The 23,600-nt window shown below is 68.8% G+C and carries 26 protein-coding genes; 15 read left to right on the top strand and 11 right to left on the bottom strand.

Features of this window, described 5'->3' with window-relative positions; translation table 11 throughout:
- Positions 1–62: 62 nt before the first annotated feature.
- The 5 genes from mtrA (at position 63) to hpf (ending at position 5,652) form a co-directional block, all read left to right on the top strand.
- The gene (mtrA, locus tag ACIQJ5_RS04120) at positions 63–743 is read left to right on the top strand and encodes an MtrAB system response regulator MtrA (protein WP_231092662.1); all 681 of its coding nucleotides are present in this window, start codon (positions 63–65) and stop codon (positions 741–743) included.
- A 4-nt stretch (positions 744–747) separates the two neighbouring features.
- Positions 748–2,439 carry an MtrAB system histidine kinase MtrB gene (gene mtrB / locus ACIQJ5_RS04125; protein WP_231092663.1) on the top strand — a complete coding sequence of 564 codons (1,692 nt, stop codon included), beginning with the start codon at positions 748–750 and terminating at the stop codon, positions 2,437–2,439.
- Positions 2,436–4,136, top strand: coding sequence for an LpqB family beta-propeller domain-containing protein (locus ACIQJ5_RS04130; RefSeq protein ID WP_402841161.1), 1,701 nt, complete (start codon positions 2,436–2,438; stop codon positions 4,134–4,136). The genes mtrB and ACIQJ5_RS04130 overlap by 4 nt, the downstream gene beginning before the upstream one ends.
- A 97-nt stretch (positions 4,137–4,233) precedes the next feature.
- Positions 4,234–4,902, top strand: coding sequence for a ComF family protein (locus ACIQJ5_RS04135; RefSeq protein ID WP_402841164.1), 669 nt, complete (start codon positions 4,234–4,236; stop codon positions 4,900–4,902).
- 87 nt (positions 4,903–4,989) lie between these two features.
- Positions 4,990–5,652: a ribosome hibernation-promoting factor, HPF/YfiA family gene (hpf, locus tag ACIQJ5_RS04140; RefSeq protein WP_231092666.1), complete on the top strand. Its 663-nt coding sequence runs from the start codon at positions 4,990–4,992 to the stop codon at positions 5,650–5,652.
- Between the two features lie 63 nt (positions 5,653–5,715).
- Here hpf and ACIQJ5_RS04145 read toward each other — a convergent pair whose 3' ends face one another.
- The 4 genes from ACIQJ5_RS04145 to ACIQJ5_RS04160 form a co-directional block, all read right to left on the bottom strand.
- Positions 5,716–5,910: a hypothetical protein gene (locus ACIQJ5_RS04145; RefSeq protein WP_402841168.1), complete on the bottom strand. Its 195-nt coding sequence runs from the start codon at positions 5,908–5,910 to the stop codon at positions 5,716–5,718.
- Complete coding sequence (locus ACIQJ5_RS04150; protein WP_402841171.1) at positions 5,910–7,025, bottom strand: hypothetical protein; 1,116 nt, start codon at positions 7,023–7,025, stop codon at positions 5,910–5,912. The genes ACIQJ5_RS04145 and ACIQJ5_RS04150 overlap by 1 nt, the downstream gene beginning before the upstream one ends.
- Positions 7,026–7,093: 68 nt before the next feature.
- The gene (locus tag ACIQJ5_RS04155) at positions 7,094–7,216 is read right to left on the bottom strand and encodes a hypothetical protein (protein WP_269143251.1); all 123 of its coding nucleotides are present in this window, start codon (positions 7,214–7,216) and stop codon (positions 7,094–7,096) included.
- Between the two features lie 127 nt (positions 7,217–7,343).
- On the bottom strand, positions 7,344–7,937 hold the full coding sequence (locus tag ACIQJ5_RS04160; protein ID WP_402841176.1) for a PadR family transcriptional regulator: 594 nt from the start codon (positions 7,935–7,937) through the stop codon (positions 7,344–7,346).
- Between the two features lie 96 nt (positions 7,938–8,033).
- Here ACIQJ5_RS04160 and ACIQJ5_RS04165 point away from each other — a divergent pair, with 96 nt between their 5' ends.
- On the top strand, positions 8,034–8,627 hold the full coding sequence (locus ACIQJ5_RS04165; protein WP_402841178.1) for a hypothetical protein: 594 nt from the start codon (positions 8,034–8,036) through the stop codon (positions 8,625–8,627).
- A 41-nt stretch (positions 8,628–8,668) separates the two neighbouring features.
- Positions 8,669–11,509 (top strand): preprotein translocase subunit SecA, encoded by a 2,841-nt coding sequence (gene secA, locus ACIQJ5_RS04170; protein WP_269143252.1) that lies wholly within the window; start codon positions 8,669–8,671, stop codon positions 11,507–11,509.
- A 58-nt stretch (positions 11,510–11,567) separates the two neighbouring features.
- Here the strand turns inward: secA and ACIQJ5_RS04175 are convergent, their stop codons facing one another.
- Positions 11,568–11,987, bottom strand: a complete 420-nt coding sequence (locus ACIQJ5_RS04175; protein WP_402841182.1) for a VOC family protein — start codon at positions 11,985–11,987, stop codon at positions 11,568–11,570.
- Between the two features lie 95 nt (positions 11,988–12,082).
- Here ACIQJ5_RS04175 and ACIQJ5_RS04180 point away from each other — a divergent pair, with 95 nt between their 5' ends.
- Positions 12,083–13,309 carry a pyridoxal phosphate-dependent aminotransferase gene (locus ACIQJ5_RS04180; protein WP_231092671.1) on the top strand — a complete coding sequence of 409 codons (1,227 nt, stop codon included), beginning with the start codon at positions 12,083–12,085 and terminating at the stop codon, positions 13,307–13,309.
- Between the two features lie 152 nt (positions 13,310–13,461).
- Here the strand turns inward: ACIQJ5_RS04180 and ACIQJ5_RS04185 are convergent, their stop codons facing one another.
- A complete protein-coding gene (locus ACIQJ5_RS04185; protein ID WP_231092672.1) occupies positions 13,462–13,896 on the bottom strand; it encodes an Rv3235 family protein in 435 nt (144 codons plus the stop codon).
- 225 nt (positions 13,897–14,121) lie between these two features.
- On the opposite strand from ACIQJ5_RS04185, the gene ACIQJ5_RS04190 reads away from it, so the two are divergent.
- Complete coding sequence (locus ACIQJ5_RS04190; RefSeq protein ID WP_402841186.1) at positions 14,122–14,778, top strand: hypothetical protein; 657 nt, start codon at positions 14,122–14,124, stop codon at positions 14,776–14,778.
- A 12-nt stretch (positions 14,779–14,790) separates the two neighbouring features.
- Here the strand turns inward: ACIQJ5_RS04190 and ACIQJ5_RS04195 are convergent, their stop codons facing one another.
- The gene (locus ACIQJ5_RS04195) at positions 14,791–15,060 is read right to left on the bottom strand and encodes a helix-turn-helix domain-containing protein (RefSeq protein WP_402841189.1); all 270 of its coding nucleotides are present in this window, start codon (positions 15,058–15,060) and stop codon (positions 14,791–14,793) included.
- Between the two features lie 143 nt (positions 15,061–15,203).
- Here ACIQJ5_RS04195 and ACIQJ5_RS04200 point away from each other — a divergent pair, with 143 nt between their 5' ends.
- The 3 genes from ACIQJ5_RS04200 to ACIQJ5_RS04210 are packed head-to-tail and all read left to right on the top strand — an operon-like array spanning position 15,204 to position 18,538.
- Positions 15,204–15,809 (top strand): hypothetical protein, encoded by a 606-nt coding sequence (locus ACIQJ5_RS04200; RefSeq protein WP_231092675.1) that lies wholly within the window; start codon positions 15,204–15,206, stop codon positions 15,807–15,809.
- Positions 15,806–17,035 carry a CpaE family protein gene (locus ACIQJ5_RS04205; protein WP_402841193.1) on the top strand — a complete coding sequence of 410 codons (1,230 nt, stop codon included), beginning with the start codon at positions 15,806–15,808 and terminating at the stop codon, positions 17,033–17,035. The genes ACIQJ5_RS04200 and ACIQJ5_RS04205 overlap by 4 nt, the downstream gene beginning before the upstream one ends.
- Before the next feature lie 9 nt (positions 17,036–17,044).
- Positions 17,045–18,538: a sensor histidine kinase gene (locus ACIQJ5_RS04210; RefSeq protein WP_231092677.1), complete on the top strand. Its 1,494-nt coding sequence runs from the start codon at positions 17,045–17,047 to the stop codon at positions 18,536–18,538.
- A 62-nt stretch (positions 18,539–18,600) separates the two neighbouring features.
- Here the strand turns inward: ACIQJ5_RS04210 and ACIQJ5_RS04215 are convergent, their stop codons facing one another.
- Positions 18,601–18,849 carry a WhiB family transcriptional regulator gene (locus ACIQJ5_RS04215; protein WP_023955350.1) on the bottom strand — a complete coding sequence of 83 codons (249 nt, stop codon included), beginning with the start codon at positions 18,847–18,849 and terminating at the stop codon, positions 18,601–18,603.
- 295 nt (positions 18,850–19,144) lie between these two features.
- Here ACIQJ5_RS04215 and ACIQJ5_RS04220 point away from each other — a divergent pair, with 295 nt between their 5' ends.
- The gene (locus ACIQJ5_RS04220) at positions 19,145–19,588 is read left to right on the top strand and encodes a histidine kinase (RefSeq protein ID WP_402841205.1); all 444 of its coding nucleotides are present in this window, start codon (positions 19,145–19,147) and stop codon (positions 19,586–19,588) included.
- Positions 19,589–19,600: 12 nt separating this feature from the next.
- Here ACIQJ5_RS04220 and bcp read toward each other — a convergent pair whose 3' ends face one another.
- Genes bcp through aroA form a run of 3 tightly spaced genes read right to left on the bottom strand, consistent with a single transcriptional unit; the run spans position 19,601 to position 22,513 of the window.
- On the bottom strand, positions 19,601–20,074 hold the full coding sequence (gene bcp / locus ACIQJ5_RS04225; protein ID WP_402841208.1) for a thioredoxin-dependent thiol peroxidase: 474 nt from the start codon (positions 20,072–20,074) through the stop codon (positions 19,601–19,603).
- A 46-nt stretch (positions 20,075–20,120) separates the two neighbouring features.
- Positions 20,121–21,161 (bottom strand): ribosome small subunit-dependent GTPase A, encoded by a 1,041-nt coding sequence (rsgA, locus tag ACIQJ5_RS04230; protein ID WP_402841211.1) that lies wholly within the window; start codon positions 21,159–21,161, stop codon positions 20,121–20,123.
- Complete coding sequence (gene aroA, locus ACIQJ5_RS04235; RefSeq protein WP_231092681.1) at positions 21,158–22,513, bottom strand: 3-phosphoshikimate 1-carboxyvinyltransferase; 1,356 nt, start codon at positions 22,511–22,513, stop codon at positions 21,158–21,160. The genes rsgA and aroA overlap by 4 nt, the downstream gene beginning before the upstream one ends.
- Positions 22,514–22,652: 139 nt before the next feature.
- Here aroA and ACIQJ5_RS04240 point away from each other — a divergent pair, with 139 nt between their 5' ends.
- Together ACIQJ5_RS04240 and ACIQJ5_RS04245 are read left to right on the top strand one after the other, a co-directional pair.
- Positions 22,653–23,324 (top strand): sigma-70 family RNA polymerase sigma factor, encoded by a 672-nt coding sequence (locus ACIQJ5_RS04240; RefSeq protein WP_308071095.1) that lies wholly within the window; start codon positions 22,653–22,655, stop codon positions 23,322–23,324.
- Positions 23,321–23,566 (top strand): zf-HC2 domain-containing protein, encoded by a 246-nt coding sequence (locus tag ACIQJ5_RS04245; protein ID WP_231092682.1) that lies wholly within the window; start codon positions 23,321–23,323, stop codon positions 23,564–23,566. The genes ACIQJ5_RS04240 and ACIQJ5_RS04245 overlap by 4 nt, the downstream gene beginning before the upstream one ends.
- Positions 23,567–23,600: the final 34 nt, after the last annotated feature.

The following is a 23,600-nucleotide window of genomic DNA, read 5'->3' on the forward strand; positions in this document are numbered from 1 at the left end:
GATTACGCTGGAGCAGAGCCGACACCCGTCCGGCATGCTCGAACGAAGGACCATCCGTCGCTATGACGTCTCGCATCCTCGTCGTCGATGACGACACCGCGCTCGCGGAGATGATCGGTATCGTGCTGCGCACCGAAGGCTTCGAAACGGTGTTCTGCGCGGATGGGTCCGAAGCGGTGCAGGCGTTCCGCGATGAGAAGCCGGACCTGATCCTGCTCGATCTCATGCTTCCGGGTATGGACGGCATCGAGGTCTGCCGCCGCATCCGCACGGAGTCGGGCATCCCCGTCATCATGCTGACGGCGCGTGCTGACACGGCGGACGTGGTCACGGGCCTGGAAGCCGGCGCCGACGACTACATGGTCAAGCCCTTCAACCCGAAGGAGCTGGTCGCGCGCATTCGCACGCGGCTGCGTCCGACCACCGCGGGAGATTCCGAGGTGCTGCGCGTCGGCGATCTCACCATCGACGTGGCCGCACACGAGGTGCGCCGCGCCGACGAGGTGATCGCCCTCACGCCGCTGGAGTTCGAGCTGCTCGTCGCGCTGGCCTCCAAGCCGCAGCAGGTGTTCTCCCGCGAGATGCTCCTGGAACAGGTGTGGGGCTATCACTACAAGGCCGACACCCGGCTCGTGAACGTGCACGTGCAGCGCCTGCGCGCGAAGGTGGAGCTCGACCCGGACAACCCGCGGATCGTGACCACGGTGCGCGGTGTCGGCTACCGCGCTGGCGCGGTGGAATGAGCTCATGAGCCTCGAGGCACGCCTCGCGGCGGAAGGCGGCATCCGCGGCTGGGCCGCGCGGATCGGCCGTTCCTGGAACTCCTCGTTGCGGTTTCGCACCACCGCGACGGCGGTGTCGCTGACGGCCATCGCGGTGCTGGTGTCGTTCGTGGTGATGAGCTTCGTCATTCAGAACTATCTGTTCACCTCGCGCTACGAGCAGGTCGCCTCCGACGCTCGTCGGGCCTCCGAGGCGGCACAGGAGCTCCTCAACCGGGCCGACCTCGCCGGCGGCCGCTCGACCCTGATCCCCACGCTGCAGACGATGAACCAGGACCTCATCGAACGCTCCGCGAGCGATCAGGGAGCGATGCTGCGCATCGACACCGACGTGCCGGTGGACAACGTCTGGCAGGACCGGCTCTGGGGAGATCTGGATCCCGCGATCATCACCGCTGAGCTGCGCGCCCAGGTCCAGGACAAGCCCGACGGCATGTGGTGGCAGTCGACCCAGATCACCCAGGACGGCCAGCCGGTGGCCGCGATCATCATCGGCCGTCAGCTGGATCTGCCCGAATACGGGGCCTACGCACTGTACCTGGTGTACGACCTCAGCTCCGCGTCGCAGACGCTCGGGTTCCTGCAGCTCATGTTGTGGATCGCCGGTCTGCTGCTGCTGGTGGTGGTCGGACTGATTTCCTGGTTCGTGGTGCGGCAGGTCGCCGCTCCCGTGGCGCAGACCGCGCTGACCAGCGCCCGCTTCGCCGGCGGCGATCTCGGGGTGCGCGTCCAGGTGCGCGGCGATGATGAGATCGCGGCGCTCGGTCGCTCCTTCAACGCCATGGCCGACAGCCTGGAATCCCAGATCAAGGAGCTGGCGGATCTGTCGCTGGTGCAGCAGCGCTTCGTCTCGGACGTCTCGCACGAGCTGCGCACGCCGCTGACCACCATCAAGCTCGCCGCCGACATGCTGAACATGCAGCGCGACGACTTCGATCCGGTCACCGCGCGCTCGGCGGAGCTGCTCCAGACGCAGGTGGAGCGGTTCGAGGTGCTCCTCACCGACCTGCTGGAGATCAGCCGATACGATGCGGGTTCCGTGCAGCTGGAGCTGGAACCCACCAGCGTCGCGCAGCTCGCCGAGGACTGCATCGAGGGCATGCAGCAGCTCGCCGAGCAGCGCGGGTCGGACATCCGCCTGGTCGCGCCCGGCGGCTACTCGCCGATCGACATCGATCCGCGCCGCATCCGGCGGATCGTGCGCAACCTGCTCGGCAACGCCATCGAGCACGGTGAAGGGCGCCCCATCGTGGTCACCGTCGACAGTGATCAGCACGTCGTGGCTCTGGGCGTGCGCGATTACGGCATCGGGATGACGCCCCAGGATGCCGAGCGGGTGTTCGACCGGTTCTGGCGCGCGGACCCGTCGCGCAAGCGCACGATCGGGGGGACGGGCCTCGGCCTGTCCATCGCGCTCGGCGACGCGAAGCTGCACCACGGCACGCTGGAGGTGTGGTCGCGTCCCGGTGAGGGCACCAACTTCGTCCTCGTGCTGCCGCGGGACGGGGAGACGCTCTCCACGTTGTCGCCGGTGCCTCTGGAGCCGAGCGATGCCGGTGCCGCGCTCGAGCAGCTCGGCATCACCCAGCCGATCCTCGTGGCGGGTCTGACCAGTGCCGTCGCCAAGAAGAGCACAGCGGAGGAGGAGCCTTCATGATGACCGGGAACATCCGTCGCGGCAGCGGCGTCGCCGCGGCGCTCGTGCTCGCGCTCGCACTCTCCGGCTGTGGGGCGATGCCCACGTCGTCCTCGGTGCAGGCCGTCGTGCTCGACCAGCCGCTCGGCGGCGAGGAGCAGATCGAGGTGCAGGCATCCGATCCGGTCAAAGGTTCCGATCCCGACCGGATCGTCCGCGACTTCATTCAGGCCGCGAACAGTCCGCGCGGGGACTTCGCCACCGCGCGGAAGTTCCTGGCGCCGTCCGTCGCCTGGCAGCCCAACCAGAGCGTGACGATCGACTCCTTCAACGAGCGCGAGCTATCCGAGGTGGCCGAAGACGGCACGGTCACCATGACGGTGAAGCCCGTTGCCGTGGTGGATGAGGAGGGGGTGTACCGGCAGGCCGCACCACAGCCGATCGTCCTCCCGTTCCAGCTCGAGAAGCAGCCGACCGGCAGCCCGGACGCGGGGGAGTGGCGCATCACCTCCGCACCGGACGGCATCGTGATGGAGTCGAACCTGTTCTACGCCTCCTATCAGTCCACCTCCCTCATGTTCTTCGATCCCACCTTCCACTACCTCGTGCCGGATCAGCGCTACTTCCCCAAGCTGGGCGCGGCCGAACGCACCGTGGCCGCACTGCTGCGTGGGCCGAGCGCCGACATCGCCCCGGCCGTGCGCACGGCCATCCCCGACGGCACGACGTTGCAGGACGGCTCCGTCGTGCAGGCCGACAGCGGCACGACGGTCTCGTTCGCGGAGCTTCCCACCGACGACTCCCGCACCCTCGGGCTCATGAAGCTGCAGCTCGAACGCAGCCTCGGCGCCTCGTCGGTGACGATGAGCGTCGGGGCGACGGCGCTGTCGCCCGCCCCGCAGACCGTGGATGCGGGGACCGTGGACAGCACGCTCTTCGCGCTCACCGGCAACGGCGCCGTCACGGTCAGCGGCAACAGTCTGACTCCCAGTGAGCTGCTCGCCGTCGACATCCACGAGACCTCGCCGAACGCGCTCGTCCTGATCAGCGGAACGGGGACCTCGGCGGCACCGGCCGTCGCCGTCGGGCGGGGGCAGGACGGCACCGTCTACCGGTACACCGACGACGCGGATCGTGTGGTGCTGGACAATCGCCCCGGTTTGATCGAGCCCACCGTGGATCCGGAAGGGTTCGTCTGGACCAGCAGCGCCGACCCGTCGTCGCTCAAGGTGAGCTCGCCACAGGATCAGGAGATCCCCCTCACGAGCGGGATCACCGAGCTGACGTCGGTGCAGGCGATGCAGATCTCGCGCGATGGCACACGGCTGGCGGTACTGGGAACGGAGGGCTCCTCCGCGATCCTCGGCTGGTTCCCGGTGCTGCGCGGGGCCGACGGCAAGCCCACGGGGCTCGGTGAGTTCAAGCGGCTGCGTGATCTGAGCGGTACCGGGCTGGACGTCGCGTGGCTCGACCCGCTCACCGTCGGCGTGCTGAGCCGCGAGGGCACGGACACCTGGTTCGGATCGGATTCGATCGGCGGCGTTCGCGATGGGTTCCGTGCTCCGGACGGCGCCGCACACCTGGCGGGCGTCAACCGCACCGCGAACGTGCGGCTGCTGAGCTCCGACGGCACGCTCTACTCGCGACGCAACTCGGTGTTCCAGAAGGTCGCCGACGGCATCACGGTGCTGGCGAACGTGCAGACCGTGATTCGCTGAGCGATCCGCTCCTGCCCAGGTCCTGTCCGCGCGGGAAACGGTGGAGGGCGAGCCGTGCGGGCCGCCGCAGGAACGTCGAGGGCGTCACGCTGGGTGTATGCGACGCCTGATCAGTGAACTCCTCGACCTCCTGGTTCCCTCTGCGTGTGTGCGATGCGGCATCGACGGCCCCGCGGTGTGCGAGCCCTGCATCCACGCACTGGACCGGGGCGGTCCTGCGCGACGCGGCACGGCGGGCGGGACGGCCGTGTTCAGCTCCTGGCGCTGGGAGGAGGCAGCGCCGGTGATGCGGGCGTACAAGGCCGGTCAGACGCCCTGCGCCCGGCCACTGGGCGCTGCGCTGCGCCGAGCCGTCGACGCCCTCGTCGCCGAAGCCCGCGAGGAGCGGGACTTCGGCGCTCAGCCGATCGCGCTGGTCCCGATCCCCTCGTCGGCGCGCTCCTATCGCCGACGGGGGTTTCACCCCGTCGAACTGATGGCGAGCCGCGGCGGGCTGCACTCCGTCCGCGTGCTTCGTCACACGCGCCGGGTGGCCGATCAGCGAGCGCTCGGGAGGCGGGATCGGGCGGCGAACATGGCCGGTGCGTTCGCCCTGCGCGGGGCGCTGAGACCCGGGTGTCCGGTCGTCCTGATCGACGACGTGGTCACCACCGGCGCCACACTGGACGCCGCTGCCGCGACCCTTCGCGCCGGTGGCGCACGCGTTCTCGGCGCCGCCACGGCGCTCAGCGCGGACCGAGATGACACACCGGCAAATGACAGGTGACATGTCGGCGTCCGGGGGCTACGGTGGACGACAACTAAGCGGCTGGGTCCGCCCGCCCCGTGGGCGGACCGGACAAGGAGGTCAGAGATGGAAATCAACTTCGCTGGTGTCGGCGTGGGGATCTCGGACCGGTTTCGCGAGGTGGCCGAGGAGAAGGCCGCCCGCGTCGGGACGCTCGCGCCGCGAGCGCAGCGCCTCGATGTGAAGGTCACCCATCACGCCTACAAGCAGGGCCGGATGGACGACGAGACCGTTGAGCTCACCCTGGTGGGCAAGGGCCCGATCGTACGGGCCGAGGCGACGGACGCAGACAAGTTCGTCGCGCTCGATCTCGCGCTGGACAAGCTCGCCGAGCAGATCCGTCGCGTGAAGGGCAAGCGCATCGAGGCGCGGGATCATCCGCGTGGTGCGCACTTCCAGAAGGGCGAGGGCCTCACCGGCATCGACTTGCAGCCTGCCTCGGCCGAGGTGCTCCGATCTGTGGCCACGGGTGAGATTCCGATCATCACCGGCAACGAGGACGAGCCCGACTACACCCCCGTCGTGATCCGCACGAAGCGGTTCGATGCGGAGTGGATGAGCGTCGAGGATGCGGTCGACCGCATGGAACTCGTCGGCCACGACTTCTTCCTCTTCGTGGACGCTCGCACCGACCACCCGTCCGTGGTCTACCGCCGCAAAGGCTGGGACTACGGCGTCATCTCGCTCACGACGCTCGCCCAGCCCACCGCGGCAGCGCAGGCGTCCTGACCCGATCACCCGAAGGGGCTGTGCAGCATCCGCTGCACAGCCCCTTCGTCGTGTGTCCTGGGCTCAGTCGAAGATGTCCCCGATGATGCCGCCGAGGATCGCCCCGCCGATCAGGCCGCCGAGCATGTCGCCGCCCGACATGCCGCGCCCGCCGCCGCGCGGGCCGTCCCAGCGGTCGTCGGGACGGGACGAGTCGATGTCTCGCTGTGCCAGCTGCAGTGCCTGTGCGGCGAGGCTGCCGGTGCGCCGTGCCAGCATCAGAGCCTGCTCCCGGGTGTCCTCCGGCTCGATGAGCTGGTCGATGTCCTGGCGCAGCCGCTCCGCCTCCGCCAGACGCGTGCGTCCGCGCCGATCCAGCCGCGATGCCCGGAGATGACGTTCTGGGCGACGGCCAGCTGCCGATCGGCGTCGTCCACGGCGTGACGGACGGTGGCGATGGGCGGCAGCGGTCGGGCGGCGCGCTCCACAGCCTTCGCAATGGCGTCATCGAGCGCGCTGTTGGCCTCGCGAAGCACCGACAGCTCGGTGAAGGGATCGGTGCGTGTGCCGGGCGCGGGCAGGGCCCGAAGCGCGGCGTCGAGTTGAGTGGCCGCTGCGGTGACCGCCGGCGAGCGGGGCGCGGTGCGAGCCCGGATGAGGTCTCCGCGGGAGTCGGCGATGACGTCCGCGAGCGTCGACTCGGCGCGCATCGCCTCGAGCTCGAAGTCGTCGATGCCGTCCAGGATGGTCGTGGCGCGTCTCACGGCCTCGGTCGCGGTCTCAAGCGCGAGGTTCGCCTCCTCGTTGCGACCGGCCTCGCGACGTCGCGCCGACACATTGGCGCTGTGCGAGGCGAAGGCGAGCAGGTTCTCGATCTCGTCGGCACCATTGCGGATCTGGCGCATGGCGTCGTCGTTGTAGCGCAGCTCGAGACGGGCGATGACTTCCTTCGCTCCCGGGACGCGCTCGCTCAGCGCGGCGGTGTCCCGGCGGACGCCTTCGAGGATCTGCGGCGCTCGGCGCACCAGCTCGATACGGTCCTGGAGGGCCGAGGTCCGCTCGTCGAGCACGGATTCTGCCCATTCGCAGAGCTGGATGATGCGCGCGTTGCGGGTACGGGTCTCCTCGACGGTGTCGGGGATCTCGTCATGGTTGAGCTGATTGAGCTGATAGGCCTCACGCAGATGCGTGCGCACGGCGGTCAGCGCTTCGGCCAGGGGACCGACTGCTTTCTCGCCGAGCTCGGCGCGAGCGAACTCCAGCTCGTCGGTCGTCACGCGAATGCGCTCGTCCGCGGACACCAGGGCCGCTCCCGCGCGTCGGGCGAGATCCGCATCCGCCGCGTCCTGAGCTTCCTGTTCCTCGCGCCTGCGCCTGCCCCAGAAACCTGCCATGTGTTGATCCTAGGCGGCAGGTGCGGCGCGGGGCTGCGGGTTCGCTCAGCGCGCACTCACCCGCGCGCTCAGCGTTCGAGTTCGGCGCGGATGAGCTCGGTGATGTCGATCGGCTCCGTCGGAGGCAGCGTGAGCGCGGCGGGGTCGATGGCGGCGGAGAGGGTGAGAGTGGGGGGAACCTTGCTGGGCATCGTGTCCGTGCTCCTTCGATACATCATCGTCCGGTGTCGGATGAGGACTGCTTCATAGGGGTATGTCCGCAGCCGCACGAAAGGTCTCAGATGTCGGGAACTTTTTTCCGATCAGCTCCGCGACAGATCAGCTGCGCGACTTTGCGGGGCGGCCGCGCCGGGGGCGCTCGGTGGACAGCTCCAGTTCCAGTGCATGCTGCGGATGAACACGCAGGCGCTGCTCGGTGTGATCCAGCCACCGCGCCTCCGCCTCGGCCTGGAAGATCATCGAGTCGACCACCAGAGACCACGCCAGCTCCTCGGGGGAGTCCGGTGCCGGTCCGGCGTCGGAGGTGCGGTGGAGCTCCTGCAACTGGGCGAGCGTCGCCTGCCTCTGCGTCTGGATCACCGCGGTGACGTCCACGCCCGGAAGCGTGGCCGCGACGGCCAACTTGATGGCCAGCTCGTCTCGTGTGCCACCGGTGCGCGCCACAGCGGACGACAGCCAGGCGGTGACCTCCGAGCGTCCGGCGTCGGTGATCTCCCAGAACACATGGCCGGCGTCGTCCGGGTCACCGCGGCGTACCAGGCCGTCCCGTTCCAGGCGTTCGAGGGTGTTGTAGATCTGACCGACGTTCAGCGGCCAGGTCGAACCGGTGCGGCGGTCGAACTCGGAGCGAAGCTGGTACCCGTAGCACGGCCCCTGATCGAGGATGGCGAGAAGGCTCTGGCGGACCGACATGTGACTCCCCAACGTTCCGGTATCACGTTTCCGGGTATATGTATATCGAGAAATCACATACTGTGCAATCATTTTCCGGAGCAATACCCTGGAGGCATGCGTCTCACCCGCACCACCGCCTGGACTGCGGCGGGCGTCCTGCTCCTCGGGATCGGACTGGTCTCCGCGCTCTCCGCCCTCCTCGTGCCCGCCGGCACCGACACCCTGTCGGCCCTCGTGATCTGCGCCGCCGTGACGCTGGCGGTCCTCGCCGTCACTGCTGGACCCGGAACTCTCATCCACGGCACGGCCGGCGTGATCGGGGCGTTCGCCGTCGCTCTGGCACCGCTGGCCGGCGCCGCCCTGCAGGTCTCGGGCGTACGGCTGCCGCTGCTCGCGCTGGCCGTGCAACTCGTCATCGTCGTCGGCGGAGTGCTCCTGGTCGTCGACCTCAGCCGCGAAAGACCTGCGCGGGCGTTCACTGTCGGCGTCGGCGCCGTGTGGGCGGCGGCTCTTGCTCTGGTGATGGGGGCGCCCCTGTGGACCGGCCCCCCGGCAGCGCCGGCCGTCACGGGTGCCGTGCTCGCCGGTACCGGGGTGCTCGCCGTGACTTCCGTGCTGCTCGCCGTGGTGCTCCTGGGTGCCGTCCGGCTGATCGCCGTGAGCGAGCAGAGTGCATATCCAGCCGCCTCTGAGGTCACGGACCGATAACATGGGCGAGTGTGCCGTCGAAAGGCGGCAGCGGCGCGAGCATGCGCACGACCCGATGGATGGAGACGACTCCCGTGGTGAACCCGATCGAGAAGCTGCTTCGTGCGGGTGAAGGACGCATCCTTCGCCAGCTGAAGCGAGTGGTCAACGCCGTCAACGCACTCGAGGATGAGTACAGCAAGCTCACCGACGAGGATCTGCGTGGCGAGACCGCACAGCTGCGCGCTCGCTACCAGAAGGGCGAGACGCTCGACAGCCTGATGCCGGAGGCCTTCGCCGCGGTTCGCGAGGCGTCCAAGCGCACGCTCGGCCAGCGTCACTACGACGTGCAGATCATGGGCGGTGCGGCCCTTCACCTCGGCAACATCGCCGAGATGAAGACGGGTGAGGGAAAGACCCTCGTCGCCACGCTTCCCGCGTACCTCAATGCGATCGCGGGCGAGGGCGTGCACGTGATCACGGTCAACGACTTCCTCGCCACCTACCAGTCCGAGCTGATGGGACGCGTGTTCCGCGCGCTCGGCATGACCACGGGCGTGATCGTCTCCGGGCAGACCCCGGCGGTGCGCCGCGAGCAGTACAACGCCGACATCACCTACGGCACGAACAACGAGTTCGGCTTCGACTACCTGCGCGACAACATGGCGTGGCAGAAGGAGGACCTCGTCCAGCGCGGTCACTTCTACGCGATCGTGGACGAGGTGGACTCCATCCTCATCGACGAGGCCCGCACGCCGCTCATCATCTCGGGCCCGTCCTCGGGCGAGGCGAACCGGTGGTTCACCGAGTTCGCGCGCATCGCCCGCACCCTGGAGCCTGAGATCGACTATGAGGTCGACGAGAAGAAGCGCACGGTGGGCGTCCTGGAGCCGGGAATCGAGAAGGTCGAGGACTACCTCGGCATCGACAACCTCTACGAGTCCGCCAACACCCCGCTCATCTCCTTCCTCAACAACTCGATCAAGGCCCTCGCGCTGTTCAAGCGCGACACCGACTACGTCGTGATGAACGACGAGGTCATGATCGTCGACGAGCACACCGGCCGTATCCTCGTGGGCCGTCGCTACAACGAGGGCATCCACCAGGCCATCGAGGCCAAGGAAGGTGTGCCGGTCAAGGCCGAGAACCAGACTCTCGCCACCGTGACCCTGCAGAACTACTTCCGTCTGTATGACAAGCTCGCCGGCATGACCGGTACCGCCGACACCGAGGCGGCGGAGTTCATGTCCACCTATCAGCTGGGCGTGGTGCCGATCCCGACCAACCGGCCGATGATCCGCAAGGACCAGCCGGACGTGGTGTACAAGAACGAGCAGGCGAAGTTCGCCCAGATCGTCGAGGACATCGCCGCGCGCCACGAGAAGAAGCAGCCGGTGCTGGTCGGCACGGTGTCCGTGGACAAGAGCGAGTACCTGTCGCGCCTGCTGGCGAAGAAGGGCATCAAGCACGAGGTCCTCAACGCGAAGAACCACGCGCGCGAGGCCGAGATCGTGGCGCGTGCCGGACGCCTGGGCGCGGTCACCGTCGCCACCAACATGGCCGGTCGTGGAACCGACATCATGCTCGGCGGCAACGCCGAGTTCCTCGCGGTTCAGGAGCTCAAGTCGCGCGGCCTGGATCCGGTGGAGACGCCGGAGGAGTATGAGGCCGCGTGGGATGACGCGTACGCGGCGATGAAGAAGCAGGTCGAGGAGGACGCCGCAGCCGTGCGGGAGGCCGGTGGTCTCTACGTCCTCGGCACCGAGCGCCACGAATCGCGCCGCATCGACAACCAGCTGCGCGGTCGTGCCGGACGTCAGGGCGATCCCGGTGAGTCCCGGTTCTACCTCAGCCTCACCGATGACCTCATGCGCCTGTTCCAGAGCGGCTTCGCCGAGTCGATGCTGCAGCGCTCCAACCTTCCGGACGACACGGCGATCGAGATGGGCGTGGTCACCCGCGCCATCAAGTCGGCGCAGTCCCAGATCGAGGCGCGCAACGCCGAGATCCGCAAGAACGTGCTGAAGTACGACGATGTCCTCAACCGTCAGCGTGAGGCGATCTACGCCGACCGCCGTCACATGCTCGAAGGCGATGACATCAAGGACCGCGTTGCGCACTTCATCGAGGACGCCATCGGCGGCATCGTCGACGAGCACACCCAGTCCGGTCACACCGAGAGCTGGGACTTCGATGCGCTGTGGACTGAGCTGAAGACGCTCTACCCCGTGAACGTGACGATCGACGAGGTCGTGGCGGAAGCCGGCGGCTCCAAGGGACGCATCAGCCAGGACGGGCTGAAGCGCGAGCTCCTGAGCGACGCGCAGATCGCCTACCAGCAGCGCGAGGAGAAGCTCGGCGAGGCCGCGATGCGTGAGCTGGAGCGTCGTGTCGTGCTGCAGGTGCTGGATCGCCGCTGGCGCGATCACCTCTACGAGATGGACTACCTCAAGGACGGCATTGGCCTGCGCGCCATGGCGCAGCGTGACCCGCTGATCGAGTACCAGCGCGAGGGCTACGCGATGTTCCAGTCGATGATGGACTCGATCAAGGAGGAGGCCGTCGGCTTCCTGTTCAACCTCGAGGTCGAGGTCCGTCCTGCCGAGGACGGCGAGGTCACCCAGGTGCAGGCGAAGGGTCTGCAGAACCCCGATGACAACAGCGCGAAGCTGGAGTACTCGGCACCGGGCGAGGCCGGGGACGTCGAGGTCCGCAACGACAAGGGCCAGGTTCAGCAGGCGGCCACCGATCGCGTGCGCCGTGCCGCTGCTGCTGCCGCCGCGACCGATGCGCCGGAGGCGGAGAAGCCGGCCGAGCGCGGGGCGTTCGGTCAGAAGGTGGAGCCCGGTCAGGGCAGTGCTTCCAACCGCGCCGAGCGTCGGGCACAGGGCAAGAAGCGCTGAGCCACCTGACTCCTGAGAACAGCGTGGGCCCCGGAGATATCCGGGGCCCACGCTGTTCTCACGTGGCAGGGGCGTTGACGAACGCCATCTCGGGGTCGGGGTTCCAGGCCACTTCCCACCGGAAATCGTCGGGATCGGCGAAGTAACCGGAGTACCCGCCCCAGGCGCGGTGTTCGCCCGGTACGACGCGGGCACCGGCGCGCTGGGCGTCGGCAAGCACCGCGTCGACCGCCCCCGGCGAGGAGACGTTGTGGGCCAGAGTGAGCGGAGCGGCGCCCGGACCGCGCCGCAGCGGGCCGACCTCGCCCTCGAATCCGGTCTCCGTCCACAGCGAGAGCATGAGCGCGGGCCCGACACGGAACATCAGGACGTCCTCGCCACGAAAAGCAGGGGTCCATCCGAGTCCATCGACGTAGAAGGCGGCCGCGCGATCGAGATCCGCCGTGGCCAGGGTGATGAAGCTGACGTGCTGATGCATGGCGTCATCCTGCCACGGCCCTCGGACATCGGACAGGCCACCGAGGCGGGAGTGGACGGTCAGGACCACCCCGCGCGGGGGACTACCCTTGGGACATGAACCCACTCCGTCCGCTGGATCAGTCCGCCAAGCTCAAGAACGTCCTCTACGAAATCCGGGGGAACGCACTGACCGAGGCGGCGCGGCTGGAGGCAGCAGGGCATCCGGTTCTGAAACTGAACACCGGCAACCCCGCCGTGTTCGGATTCGAGGCCCCGTACCAGATCGTCCGTGACATGATCGCGGCCATCCCGACCGCTCATGGCTACACCGAGAGCCGTGGCATCCTGTCCGCCCGTCGGGCGATCGTCAGCCGCTACGAGCAGGTCCCGGGCTTCCCCCACGTCGATCCGGACGACGTGTTCCTGGGAAACGGCGTCTCCGAGCTCATCACGATGGTGATGCAGGCCCTGCTCAACGAGGGGGACGAGGTGCTCATCCCGGCACCGGACTACCCGCTGTGGACCGCCATGACCTCGTTGTCCGGAGGGACCCCGGTGCACTACATCTGCGACGAGCAGAACGAGTGGAATCCCGATCTCGAAGACATCCGCGCCAAGATCACGCCGAACACCAAGGCCATCGTGATCATCAACCCCAACAACCCGACCGGTGCCGTCTACAGCAGGGAGACGCTGGAGGGCATCATCCAGATCGCCCGGGAGCACTCGCTGCTGCTGCTGAGCGATGAGATCTACGACCGCATCCTCTTCGACGACGCGCAGCACATCCCCACGGCCACGCTCGCGCCGGATCTGCTCTGCCTCACGTTCAATGGCCTGTCCAAGACCTACCGGGTGGCCGGCTATCGCTCGGGATGGATGGTGATCACCGGACCAAAGAAGCACGCGGCGGGCTTCCTGGAGGGCGTCAATTTGCTGGCATCCACGCGGCTGTGCCCGAACGCCCCCGCCCAGCATGCAGTGCAAGCGGCGCTCGACGGAGTGCAGACCATCGACGCCCTCATCGCCCCCTCAGGGCGGCTGCACGAGCAGCGTGACGTCACCTGGGAGGGGCTGAACGCCATCCCCGGCGTGTCCTGTGTGAAGCCACGTGGCGCGCTGTACGCGTTCCCGCGGCTGGACCCGGAGGTCCACGAGATCCACGACGACGCGCGGCTGGTCTACGACCTTCTGGTGGCCGAGCACATCCTGCTCGTGCAGGGCACCGGCTTCAACTGGGCGACGCCGGACCACTTCCGCGTCGTGACTCTGCCCGAGGCGCGCGTGCTCGGGAACGCGATCGAGCGCATCGGGAACTTCCTGTCCAGCTACCGCCAGTGACTCCCCGCTCGTCCTGATGTCGTGAGGGCCGGTCTCCAGAGCGGAGACCGGCCCTCTGGACTCAGAACGAGCCCATGATGCACCGGAACGGATTGGGAGCGCTCCGGTACGGGTGCGGGTTCGCGGCCCGCGTCTTCTCAGGGGGAGAAGCCTCAGAGAAGGGCCAGGGACACGGCGCGCCAGCGCCGGTCGTAACCCTCGAGTCGAATGGCGACCGCGCGCGTACGGGTGGGCGTGGCGACCACCACGACACCTTCCACGACGCCGTCGGCGGGACTGGAATGCCTCACGCACAACACCCGCTGGTGGGGGCGGGCCGCGGCGACGCCACGTGCACTGCGCGCCCGGGTGGCGAGGCCCACGCGAGTGACGACGGACAGGAACGCCTCCTGCGACAGCCAGCGGGCGAGCTGGTCGACGTCGCGAACACCGGCGAGCGACTCCAGGACCCCGACGGTGAGATTTCGTAGCAGTACCGCAGGGTCGGGGAGGTCGACGGTGCTCGTTCGCTGCGGTGCGAAAAACTCCGCGATCTCCACTGTGCTTGCGCGTTGCAACGCGCGCACCGCGCCGGTGGCCGTGGCCATGATTGTCCCCTCACAGCGCGGGGACTCTGTGGCGAAGCCCAGCTTGTCATGCTCGCGCGCCTCGTGACGAGAATGACCACAGAACTGGGGTCAGGAATACGCCTATGCGCGCGCGATGCCGCCGTCGGAGGGCCGGCGCACGCGAGAACCGGGGGACCGCGGGGCCTCAGGAGACCCTGGGGACAGGCCCCGGGACGTGCGCCGCGGCCGCGCTAGAGTCGCGCGGTGCGATGGGATGACTTCTTCGAGGACCTGGAATCGCAGCTCGACGCGGAATGGGAGTCTGAGCGCGCGGCGTTGAACACCGAGACCGAGCGACTGCGGGTTGCGCGCCTGGCGCTGCGGACCCGTTTGACGTCGCTGATCGCCGACGGAGCCGTCGTCACGGTGCGCGCGGCCGGGGTGAGCGGTTCGGGGCGGGTCGTCGGAGTGGGTGCCGACTGGCTCGCCATCGTGGCGGACGACGGTGGGGCGGGGTACCACGCCGCGAGCAGCGAGCCGGGGCGTCGGAGCGCGGATCTCTGGGACGCCACCGCCAGCGGCGATGGACTGGCGCTGTACCCGCTGGCGGCGATTCGCACGGTGCAGACCGAGCACGCGGCGATTCTGCGTTCTGCGCTGCCTGCGACAGAGGACGAACTGAGCGGGCGGGTGGTGTTCGGCTTCCTCATGCGAGATCTCGCTCGCCGGCGTCGTCCCGTGACCGTCCGGCTGGTCGACGGTGAGATCCTGCACGGCACGATCGACCGGGCGGGGGCTGACCATCTCGATCTCGCCGTGCACGAATCCGGTCGCCCACGGCGGGCCAGCGAGGTTCGCGCGCACATCGTGATCCCCTTCGCCGCCATCGGCCAGGTGCGCACGGTCGGCACGATGGTGTGACCGGGCGGCGCCTCAATCGCGCCGGACGACGCCCCACATCTCGGGGAAGCTGGCGGTGTCCGACTGGCGCCATAGGGCGATGCGCCGCGCCTCCTCGCGCTGCTCGTCGAGATAGTCGACGATCGACGCCTCTTCGATGCGCCACTGATGACTGGCTCCGACGCGTGCCCCGCGCAGCCGGCCCTCGTGGACGAGCGCGAGGACATCGTCCACCGTGAGGTCCAGGAGTTCTGCCACCTGCGCCGGCGAGACGTGGCGTCCGGGGGCGCTGATGTCGGGCATGAGTCGATTATGACGCGTGGGGAACATATTCTGGCGGCGATCTGGTGAGTGTGGATAATCGTCGGCCGTGCGGCCGTGCGGCGGATCTCACGCTGTGGATAGTCGTCATCGTGGCAGGTGGGCCGTCTGAGAACATCGCCCACATGTCCAGCCGCCGCAACCGCTTCTTCTCCGACGCCCGCTTCTTCATCGGCATCGCCCTGGTCGCCGCCTCCGTGGCGGCGGTGTGGGGAGTCGTCTCAGCCGCGAGGACCACCGTGGCCGTCGCGACGGCCGCAGGCACGCTGCTTCCGGGGCAGACGCTGGGGCCCGACGACCTGCAGAGCACGGAGGTGATGCTCGGCACGACGTCAGAGCACTACATCCTCGCCTCGGAGGTGCCGCCGGGCAGCGTCATCACCCGCGTGGTCGCACCGGGGGAGCTGGTGCCGCGCGACGCCCTGGCTCCGGAGGGTTCCGCGCAACTGACGACCGTCGTGATCCGCAGTGCGGTCGAGGTGGCATCCGGGGTCCGCACGGGCAGCACCGTGGACGTGTGGATGGACGGCTCCGGTGAGTCCGACGCTCCGACCCCGCGCGTGCTCGTCTCGGGTGCCGTGGTGGTCTCGGTGCGCGCGGATGACTCGATGGTGCGCACGGCATCGGCGCTGATCGAACTGGTCGTTCCCCGTGACGCGGTGCCAGACGTTCTCGCCGCCATCTCCTCGGGCAGCGCCCTGTCGGTGATCAGCGCGGGCGGCGGTTCATGAGCACGATCGCGGTGTGTCTGCCCCCGTCCATCGCTCGCCCGCTCTGCGAGGAGCTGGAGGCCGTCGGCGAGCGGGTGGCCGTCCTGGGTCCCCTCCAGATCGGTCAGCCGGATGCGCTGGCCGGGGTGGATGCCCTGGTTCTCCTGGCGGATCCCCGGCAACTCGATGGCGCGCTGCTGGCCCGCTGTGACGCCCAGCGCGTGCGCGTCGTCCCGCTCGCGCTGGATGGGGCCGGCGTCAACCTCGCGGCGCGGCTCGGGGTCGTCCCGGTGCGCGAGGCGACCGCGCGTGCCGTGCTGGCATCCGTCGCCGCCGTTCCCGGGCCGTTGAGCTCGCGGCGCAGCGACGTGATCGCTGTGTGGGGTCCGCATGGCGCTCCGGGGCGCTCCACTCTCGCGGTCGCTCTCGCAGCCGAGCGGGCGCGCAGCGGGATCGAGGTGGCGCTCATCGACGCCGACAGTCACGCGCCGGCGGTGGCCGCGATGCTGGGGCTCGCTGAGGAGACGCCGGGGCTTGCCGGCGCGTGCCGTCAGGCGGGTCGCCGGTCATTCGACGAGGCGGAGTACGCCCGCATCCGCGACCTTGTGCCGATCGAGAAGAATGCGCTTGCCGTGCTGTCCGGGATCAACCGCCCCTCGCGCTGGCCCGAGCTCCCGGCGGACCGGATGCGCGCCGTCATCGATGCGGTCGCACGCTGGAGCGACCAGGTCTTCATCGACACCTCGGCGCTCATCGAGCAGGACGAGCAGATCGTCAGCGACCTGGATGGCGGACCACGGCGCAATGCGGCCACGATCGCGGCGCTGCAGCGGGCGGACCGCATCATCGCCGTGTGCGCCGCGGACCCGATCGGCGTCTCCCGGTTCGTGCGGGCGGTCACCGAACTGCGAGAGCTGGCCCCGGCCACCCCGATCACCGTCGTGGTCAACCGCGTACGATCACGCGCCATCGGGCTCGACGCCCGCGGCCAGCTGCGTCGCACGCTGGAGCGCTACGCGGCGGCCACCGAGGTGCACTTCATTCCCGACGACGGCTCCGCCGCCGATCGTGCAGTGCTGCACGCACTGCCGGTGATCGTCGCCGCCCCACGCTCGGCACTCACCGCCGCCGTGCGCCGGATCGCGGCGCTGCTGGACGCCACGGGCGCCGCGGATGCTCCGCCGCGACGCCCGCAGGCGGGACGACGTGCCCGGCGCACTCGGGGAAGTGCGCGCGGGAGCCAATAGGCTTACGGAGTGTCGACACTCAGTGATCTCGTCTACCTGCAGGGCCGCGCCGACGAAGCAGACGTGGAATGGCTCCATCGTCTCGCCGGTGACGGTCAGCTCCTCGCCGACCTCGCGTCGGCGGACATCGTGATGTGGGTACCCACACCGGAGGACTCGTTCATCGCGGTCGCGCACACGCGCCCCGGCGGCGCGGCCACACTCTTCTACCGCGACATCGTGGGCGACAGCGTGCGTCCGCAGTGGTACGCGCAGATCAAGGAGAGCTTCCAGACGGCCACCATCGTCGACTCGTCCTCGCCCGAGTGGTTCGAGGAGGTCCCCACCCGCGTGCGCGCTGTGCCGATCGTGCGCACCCGGCCGGTGGTGGGGGAGAAGCCCAACGTCATCGGAATCCTGACCCGTCACACCAACCTCGGCGAGGCGCGGACGCCCTCGCGCCAGCAGATCACGTTCAACGAGTGCGCGGACGACCTGTTCTCGATGATCTCCACGGGCGACTTCCCCGATCTGGACGCCCCGACCGCACCGCGCCGTGGCGCTCCGCGGGCCTCGGACGGGCTGGTCCGCCTCGACGTGGACGGCACGGTGACGTTCGCCAGCCCGAACGCGCTGTCCGCGTTCAACCGCATGGGATTCGACGATGAGCTCGAAGGCGAGAGCCTGGTCGAGGTGGTCGCTGAGATCCTGCCCGCGGGTCGGGAAGTGGACGAGTCCCTTCCGGTGGTCATGACCGGACGCGCCCCCTGGCGCTCGGACATCGAAGCGCGCGGGGTGACGGTGTCCATGCGCGCGGTCCCGTTGAAGAACAACGGCAAGCGGATCGGAGCGATCATCCTCTGCCGCGACGTTTCGGAGCTCCGCCACCAGGAGCAGGAGCTCATCACCAAGGACGCGACGATCCGCGAGATCCACCACCGGGTGAAGAACAACCTGCAGACGGTGTCGTCCCTGTTGCGCATCCAGGCGCGGCGGACCCACTCCGAGGAGGCGCGCGACGCGCTCACCCAGGCGATGCGCCGTGTGGCGTCGATCGCGATCGTGCACGACACCCTGGCCAGCGGTCTCACGCAGAACGTGAACTTCGACGAGGTCTTCACCCGCGTCCTGAAGCTGGTCGCCGAAGTGGCCGCTGGCGCCGGGACGCGCGCTCGCACCCACGTCACCGGCAAGTTCGGCAGCCTTCCCAGCGAGTACGCGACTCCGCTCGCCCTGGCGCTCACCGAACTGGTCACCAACGCGGTCGAGCACGGTCTGGCCGAGCAGGACGAGGGCGTGGTCGAGATCATCGCCGAGCGCGACGAAGAGCACCTCGAGGTGCGCGTGCGCGACGACGGCAGCGGTCTGCCGGAGGGACAGGTGGGACAGGGGCTCGGGACGCAGATCGTGCGCACTCTGATCCAGGGCGAGCTGTCCGGCTCCATCGACTGGCACACCCTCACCGGCTCGGGCACCGAGGTGACCATCGACATCCCGCTGAAGTGGATCCGCGCCGACGGCTGAGCCGCGCAACGCGTAACGCCCCCGGTCATGACCGGGGGCGTTCGGGTTCGGGCGCTTGCGCCTCAGGAAGCGCGGCGGGCGCGCGCGGCGCGACGCTTCAGGGCGCGGCGCTCGTCCTCGGAGAGGCCTCCCCAGACACCCGAGTCCTGACCGGTCTCGAGGGCGTACTGCAGGCAGATCTCCGTGACGGTGCAGCGGGCGCACACCGCCTTGGCCTTCTCGATCTGATCCACGGCGGGACCGGTGTTCCCGACGGGGAAGAAAAGCTCAGGGTCGACCGTCAGGCAGGCGGACTTATCGCGCCAATCCATTCTTCGTGCTCCTTGTAGGTGGGGGTGTGGGGTGGTGGGGAGACGCACGGATGCGGTGTCTACCCCGGGTGGGTTGGATACCCTGTGTATATACGAGCAGAGCGCTCGTCCCACGCCGCTGTGGGAGCACACGGCACTGATAATGGTTCCACGGATTCCCGGGTGAATCAAGGGTTAATTGATTCTCACAGCCAGGTATCCGCGACCGGCGAGCGCCGGAACAGGCCCACATGCCCCCGTCGTGCGCAGCAGATCCACGCGACGCACGACACGATGAGAAGGACGCGCAGCACCCATGACGATCCCCGAACCGGTCTCGCCGCGCCCGCAGCCCGCAACCATCGCCGCATCCATCATCGTCGCCCTCGAGGGGGTGGTGACCCTCGTCCTCGCCGCCGTCGAGGTAGGTGCCATCCTCGCCGGGGATACTGCGGACCTGGTGAGTGCGCTCGCGCTGCTGGTGCTCACGATCGTGCTGGGAATCGGTATCCTCGCGTTCGCTGCCGGCATCCTCCGTGGCCGCACCTGGGGGCGCTCGGGGGGCATCGTGACACAGGTGCTGGTGTTCGCGGTGGGACTCGGCGCGAGCACAGGGCCGTCACCGCATCCCCTGGTCGGCGCCTGGCTGATCATCCCCGCGATCATCGGCTTCGTCCTGATCATCGTGGCCGCGCGACGCAGCCCGGATCGCAGCCACGAGCCGGTCGCGGACGAAGCGCCGGAGGGTTCTTCCCGCTGAGTCTGCTCGGCGTCAGCCGGCCAGACCGAGGATGCGCATGATGCGCGCGACGTGCCCAGTGGCGCGGACGTTGTACAGCGCCTCCTGGATGATGCCGTCGGCGTCGATGATGAAGGTGGAGCGGATCACACCCTCGTACGTGCGGCCGTAGTTCTTCTTCTCACCCCACGTGCCGTACTGGTCCATCAAGGCGTGGTCCGGATCGGCCAGCAGATCAAACGGCAGGTGGTCGCGCTCGTGGAAGCGCGCGAGCTTGGCGACGTCATCGGGGGAGACGCCGAGCACGGTGTAACCCGCCGCCTGCAGCGGGGCGAAGGAGTCACGGAAGTCGCAAGCCTGGGCGGTGCAGGCCGGAGTCATCGCGGCGGGATAGAAGTAGAGCACCACGGGACCGCCGCGCAGCGCACTGAGAGTGACGGACTCGCCGTTCTGAGCGGTCAGGGTGAAGTCGGGAGCGGGCATTGCGGGTTCCAGGCGCTGCGTCATGATCTCAGCCTAGGCGCGGCCGCGGGCGCGACGCCAAAAACAGGCGTCAGGACTCGAACGTCGCGAGCAGTCGTTGCAGCGAGTCCAGGCGGGCGCTGCCGGCGGGGCCGAGTTCTCCCTCGGCCTCCGCCTCGTTGAGCGCACAGTCGGGTGCATCGGGCAGGTGGGTGCATCCGCGCGGACAGTCCTCGGCGATCTCGGCGAGGTCCGTGAACGCCGCGAGGATGTTCGCCGTGTCCACGTGTCCGAGGCCGAACGAGCGCACGCCCGGGGTGTCGATCACCCAGCCTGTGCCGCCCGCTCCCCGGAAGCGCAGTTCGACCGTGGACGAGGAGGTGTGGCGCCCGCGGCCGGTGACGTCGTTGACATGCCCGGTGGCGCGCCCGGCGCTCGGCACGAGGGCGTTGATGAGCGTCGACTTTCCGACGCCGGAGTGGCCGACGAACACGGTGGCGTGTCCCACCAGTGCCGCACCGATCTCATCCAGCGGTACCTCTCCACGCGCGCTGCGGAAGACGCGCAGATCAGCGAGCGTCTCGAAATGCTGCAGGAAGGCCGTGGGGTCGGCGAGGTCCGTCTTGGTGACCACCAGCAGCGGGCGTATGCCGGCGTCGAGCGCGGCCACGAGGTAGCGGTCCACCAGCCGTTCGCGCGGCTCGGGATCCGCGGCGGCGACCACGATGAGCATCTGATCGGCGTTGGCCACGATGACCCGCTCCACCTGATCGGTGTCGTCCGCGCTGCGGCGCAGCAGAGAGGTGCGGTCCACGATCCCGACGATGCGCGCCAGCGTCCCGGCCTCGCCGGTGCGGTCACCCACCACACGCGCGCGATCGTTGGTCACGATCGGCGTCTTGCGCAGCTCGCGCGCCCGCGTCGCCGTCACCGTGCGCTCGTGGTCGGTGTCCTCGTCCAGCAGCACGCTGTAGCGGCCGCGGTCCACTCCGAGCACACGGCCGATCGTCGCGTCTTCGTGTGCCGGACGGCGCTTGGTCCGCGGACGGTTGGCCTTCGGGTTCGGACGGATGCGGATATCGCTCTCGTCGAACTCGTCTTCGTCGTCGTCGAAGTCTCCGAGCCAGCTCACGCGGCGGCGTCCTCCGGGCACTCCTCGCGCGGGCTGAGCATGAGCTCCCACAGCGCGGTGAACTGCGGCAACGTCTTCGCGGTGGTGCCGATGTCGTCGATCACGATTCCGGGGACGGCGAGGCCGAGCAGCGCGCCGGTCGTCGCCATGCGGTGGTCGTGGTAGGCCTTCCACGTGGCCCCGTGCAGCGGAGCCGGGGTGACGATGATGCCGTCCGGAGTCTCCTCCGCACCGCAGCCGATGGCGCGCAGCTCGGCCACCAGCGCCGCGATCCGATCGGTCTCGTGATCGCGGATGTGGCCGATACCGCGGAACGTGCTGACGCCGTCGGCGAGAGCCGCGAGACCCACCAGTGTGGGAGCGAGCTCGCCCGCCGCGGTGAGGTCGAGGTCCACCGCGCGAATGGGGCCGGTGCTGGTGACGGTCAGGGCACCGCCACGGCGGGTGGCGCGGGCGCCGAACTGGGGGAGGATCTCGGTCAGCAGCGCACCCGGCTGCGTGGAGCGTGCCGGCCACCCGGTGATGGTCACGGCGCCGCCGGTGACGAGGGCTGCAGCGAGGAATGGCGCGGCATTGGACAGGTCGGGCTCGATGGCGACGTCCTTGCCGCGGATGGACCCGGCCGGAACCACCCAGTCGGTGGGCGAGGTGCGCTCCACGTGCACGCCGCGGTGTGCGAGCACGTCGATTGTCATCTCGATGTGGGGGATCGACGGCAGGCGCTGACCGGAATGGCGCAGCTGGAGGCCGACATCGAACCGTGCAGCGGCGAGCAGGAGCCCGGAGACGAACTGGCTCGAGCGCGATGCGTCGATGACGATCTCGCCGCCGCGGATGTGTCCGTGACCGACGACGGTGAAGGGGAGCGACCAGCGCCCGGCGTCGTCGATGTCGACGCCGACATCGCGCAGCGCGCTGATCATCTCGCCCATCGGGCGATGCAGTGCCGACTCGTGTGCGGTCACCGTGACCTCTCCGGTGGCGAGTCCGGCGAGCGGCGTCAGGAACCGCATGACGGTACCCGCCTGGCCGCAGTCCACCTCGGCGCCCGCAGAGAAGGCACGAGGCGGGGTGATCTGCAGATCGGGTCCGAACGGTCCGCTCGCCTCGGTCTCCTCGATCTCCACGCCGAGAGCGCGCAATCCGTCGATCATCCGTGCGGAGTCGTCGGAGTGCAGCGGAGAGCGCAGCCGGCTCGGGCTCTCCGCCAGGGCCGACAGGATCAGCTCCCGATTGGTGAGGGACTTCGATCCGGGCACGCTGAGCGTGGCGTGCACCGGCGCGTCTGCGACCGGTGCCGCGTATGCGCCCTGGGGTGCTGTTGCGGTGGCGAGGTCGATCTGTGCACTCATCGGCTCCACCCTACTTGGCCCCATCGGATCGGACGAATATGCCGGGTGCACATTGACAACCGGTGCGGTGGGGGAATAGTGCTCGCGACATGCCGGTTGCACCCGATGTGAGAAGCGGACGACACGAACGAGGAGGCGCATGAACGCGACGCTGGAGCGTTCACCGGAGCTCGAACAGGTCGACGATCTAGACTGGCTCGCGATGGATCAGTCAGATCAGACCGAAACGAGCACGGGCGATGCCCGTACGCAGTTCGAGGAGCAGGCGCTCCCGTTCATGGATCAGCTGTACGGCGCGGCGATGCGCATGACGCGCAACCCCGCCGACGCCGCGGATCTGGTGCAGGAGACCTTCGTCAAGGCGTACTCCTCGTGGGCGTCGTTCACGCAGGGCACGAACCTCAAGGCGTGGCTGTACCGCATTCTCACCAACACCTACATCAACACGTACCGCAAGAAGCAGCGCGAGCCTTTCCAGGGCACGATCGATGACCTGGAGGACTGGCAGCTGGGCGGTGCGGAGTCGACGACGGCGATGAGCTCGCGGTCGGCTGAGGCTGAGGCGATCGACCGGATGCCGGCATCGGTCGTGAAGGATGCGCTGCAGGCGATCCCCGAGGACTTCCGCCTCGCGGTGTATCTGGCCGATGTCGAAGGCTTCGCCTATCAGGAGATCGCCGACATCATGAAGACCCCCATCGGAACGGTCATGAGCAGGTTGCACCGCGGTCGGCGGATGCTGCGAGACCTGCTGGCCGACTACGCGGCGGAGCGAGGAATCCGTCCCACCGCATCGAGGAGCAAGAAATGACCGACTGCGGTTGCGAGAAAGCGCGGCAGGACCTGGAGGAGTTCCTCCGCAACGAGGTGTGCCGGACGAAGGAATCCGACATCCGAGCCCACCTCGACACCTGTGAGAGCTGCCGCGAAGAAGCGGTGGTGTCCAAGACCCTGACCGAGGTGGTCGCGCGCGCCTGCAAGGAGGACGCCCCCGAGGAGCTGCGCCTCCTGGTGCTCGAGCGCATCCGCGCCGCCCAGGCATCGCACGCCTGAGCACGCGCACGCCGCCGGTGAGGGCGGCAGGCTG

The organism is Microbacterium sp. GXS0129 (genome assembly GCF_044769785.1).
Lineage (GTDB): Bacteria > Actinomycetota > Actinomycetes > Actinomycetales > Microbacteriaceae > Microbacterium > Microbacterium nymphoidis.

Bases quoted from the DNA above. Each gene is read 5' to 3' on its own strand.
- aroA (WP_231092681.1), bottom strand. From the start codon at position 22,513: ATGAGTGCACAGATCGACCTCGCCACCGCAACAGCACCCCAGGGCGCA.
- ACIQJ5_RS04165 (WP_402841178.1), top strand. From the start codon at position 8,034: ATGCGTCTCACCCGCACCACCGCCTGGACTGCGGCGGGCGTCCTGCTC.
- ACIQJ5_RS04145 (WP_402841168.1), bottom strand. From the start codon at position 5,910: ATGCTGGCACGGCGCACCGGCAGCCTCGCCGCACAGGCACTGCAGCTG.
- ACIQJ5_RS04205 (WP_402841193.1), top strand. From the start codon at position 15,806: ATGAGCACGATCGCGGTGTGTCTGCCCCCGTCCATCGCTCGCCCGCTC.
- ACIQJ5_RS04150 (WP_402841171.1), bottom strand. From the start codon at position 7,025: ATGGCAGGTTTCTGGGGCAGGCGCAGGCGCGAGGAACAGGAAGCTCAG.
- mtrB (WP_231092663.1), top strand. From the start codon at position 748: ATGAGCCTCGAGGCACGCCTCGCGGCGGAAGGCGGCATCCGCGGCTGG.
- ACIQJ5_RS04245 (WP_231092682.1), top strand. From the start codon at position 23,321: ATGACCGACTGCGGTTGCGAGAAAGCGCGGCAGGACCTGGAGGAGTTC.
- bcp (WP_402841208.1), bottom strand. From the start codon at position 20,074: ATGACGCAGCGCCTGGAACCCGCAATGCCCGCTCCCGACTTCACCCTG.
- ACIQJ5_RS04180 (WP_231092671.1), top strand. From the start codon at position 12,083: ATGAACCCACTCCGTCCGCTGGATCAGTCCGCCAAGCTCAAGAACGTC.
- ACIQJ5_RS04185 (WP_231092672.1), bottom strand. From the start codon at position 13,896: ATGGCCACGGCCACCGGCGCGGTGCGCGCGTTGCAACGCGCAAGCACA.
- hpf (WP_231092666.1), top strand. From the start codon at position 4,990: ATGGAAATCAACTTCGCTGGTGTCGGCGTGGGGATCTCGGACCGGTTT.
- ACIQJ5_RS04135 (WP_402841164.1), top strand. From the start codon at position 4,234: ATGCGACGCCTGATCAGTGAACTCCTCGACCTCCTGGTTCCCTCTGCG.
- ACIQJ5_RS04175 (WP_402841182.1), bottom strand. From the start codon at position 11,987: ATGCATCAGCACGTCAGCTTCATCACCCTGGCCACGGCGGATCTCGAT.
- ACIQJ5_RS04130 (WP_402841161.1), top strand. From the start codon at position 2,436: ATGATGACCGGGAACATCCGTCGCGGCAGCGGCGTCGCCGCGGCGCTC.
- secA (WP_269143252.1), top strand. From the start codon at position 8,669: ATGCGCACGACCCGATGGATGGAGACGACTCCCGTGGTGAACCCGATC.
- ACIQJ5_RS04240 (WP_308071095.1), top strand. From the start codon at position 22,653: ATGAACGCGACGCTGGAGCGTTCACCGGAGCTCGAACAGGTCGACGAT.
- ACIQJ5_RS04220 (WP_402841205.1), top strand. From the start codon at position 19,145: ATGACGATCCCCGAACCGGTCTCGCCGCGCCCGCAGCCCGCAACCATC.
- ACIQJ5_RS04160 (WP_402841176.1), bottom strand. From the start codon at position 7,937: ATGTCGGTCCGCCAGAGCCTTCTCGCCATCCTCGATCAGGGGCCGTGC.
- ACIQJ5_RS04195 (WP_402841189.1), bottom strand. From the start codon at position 15,060: ATGCCCGACATCAGCGCCCCCGGACGCCACGTCTCGCCGGCGCAGGTG.
- mtrA (WP_231092662.1), top strand. From the start codon at position 63: ATGACGTCTCGCATCCTCGTCGTCGATGACGACACCGCGCTCGCGGAG.
- ACIQJ5_RS04155 (WP_269143251.1), bottom strand. From the start codon at position 7,216: ATGCCCAGCAAGGTTCCCCCCACTCTCACCCTCTCCGCCGCCATCGAC.
- ACIQJ5_RS04200 (WP_231092675.1), top strand. From the start codon at position 15,204: ATGTCCAGCCGCCGCAACCGCTTCTTCTCCGACGCCCGCTTCTTCATC.
- ACIQJ5_RS04215 (WP_023955350.1), bottom strand. From the start codon at position 18,849: ATGGATTGGCGCGATAAGTCCGCCTGCCTGACGGTCGACCCTGAGCTT.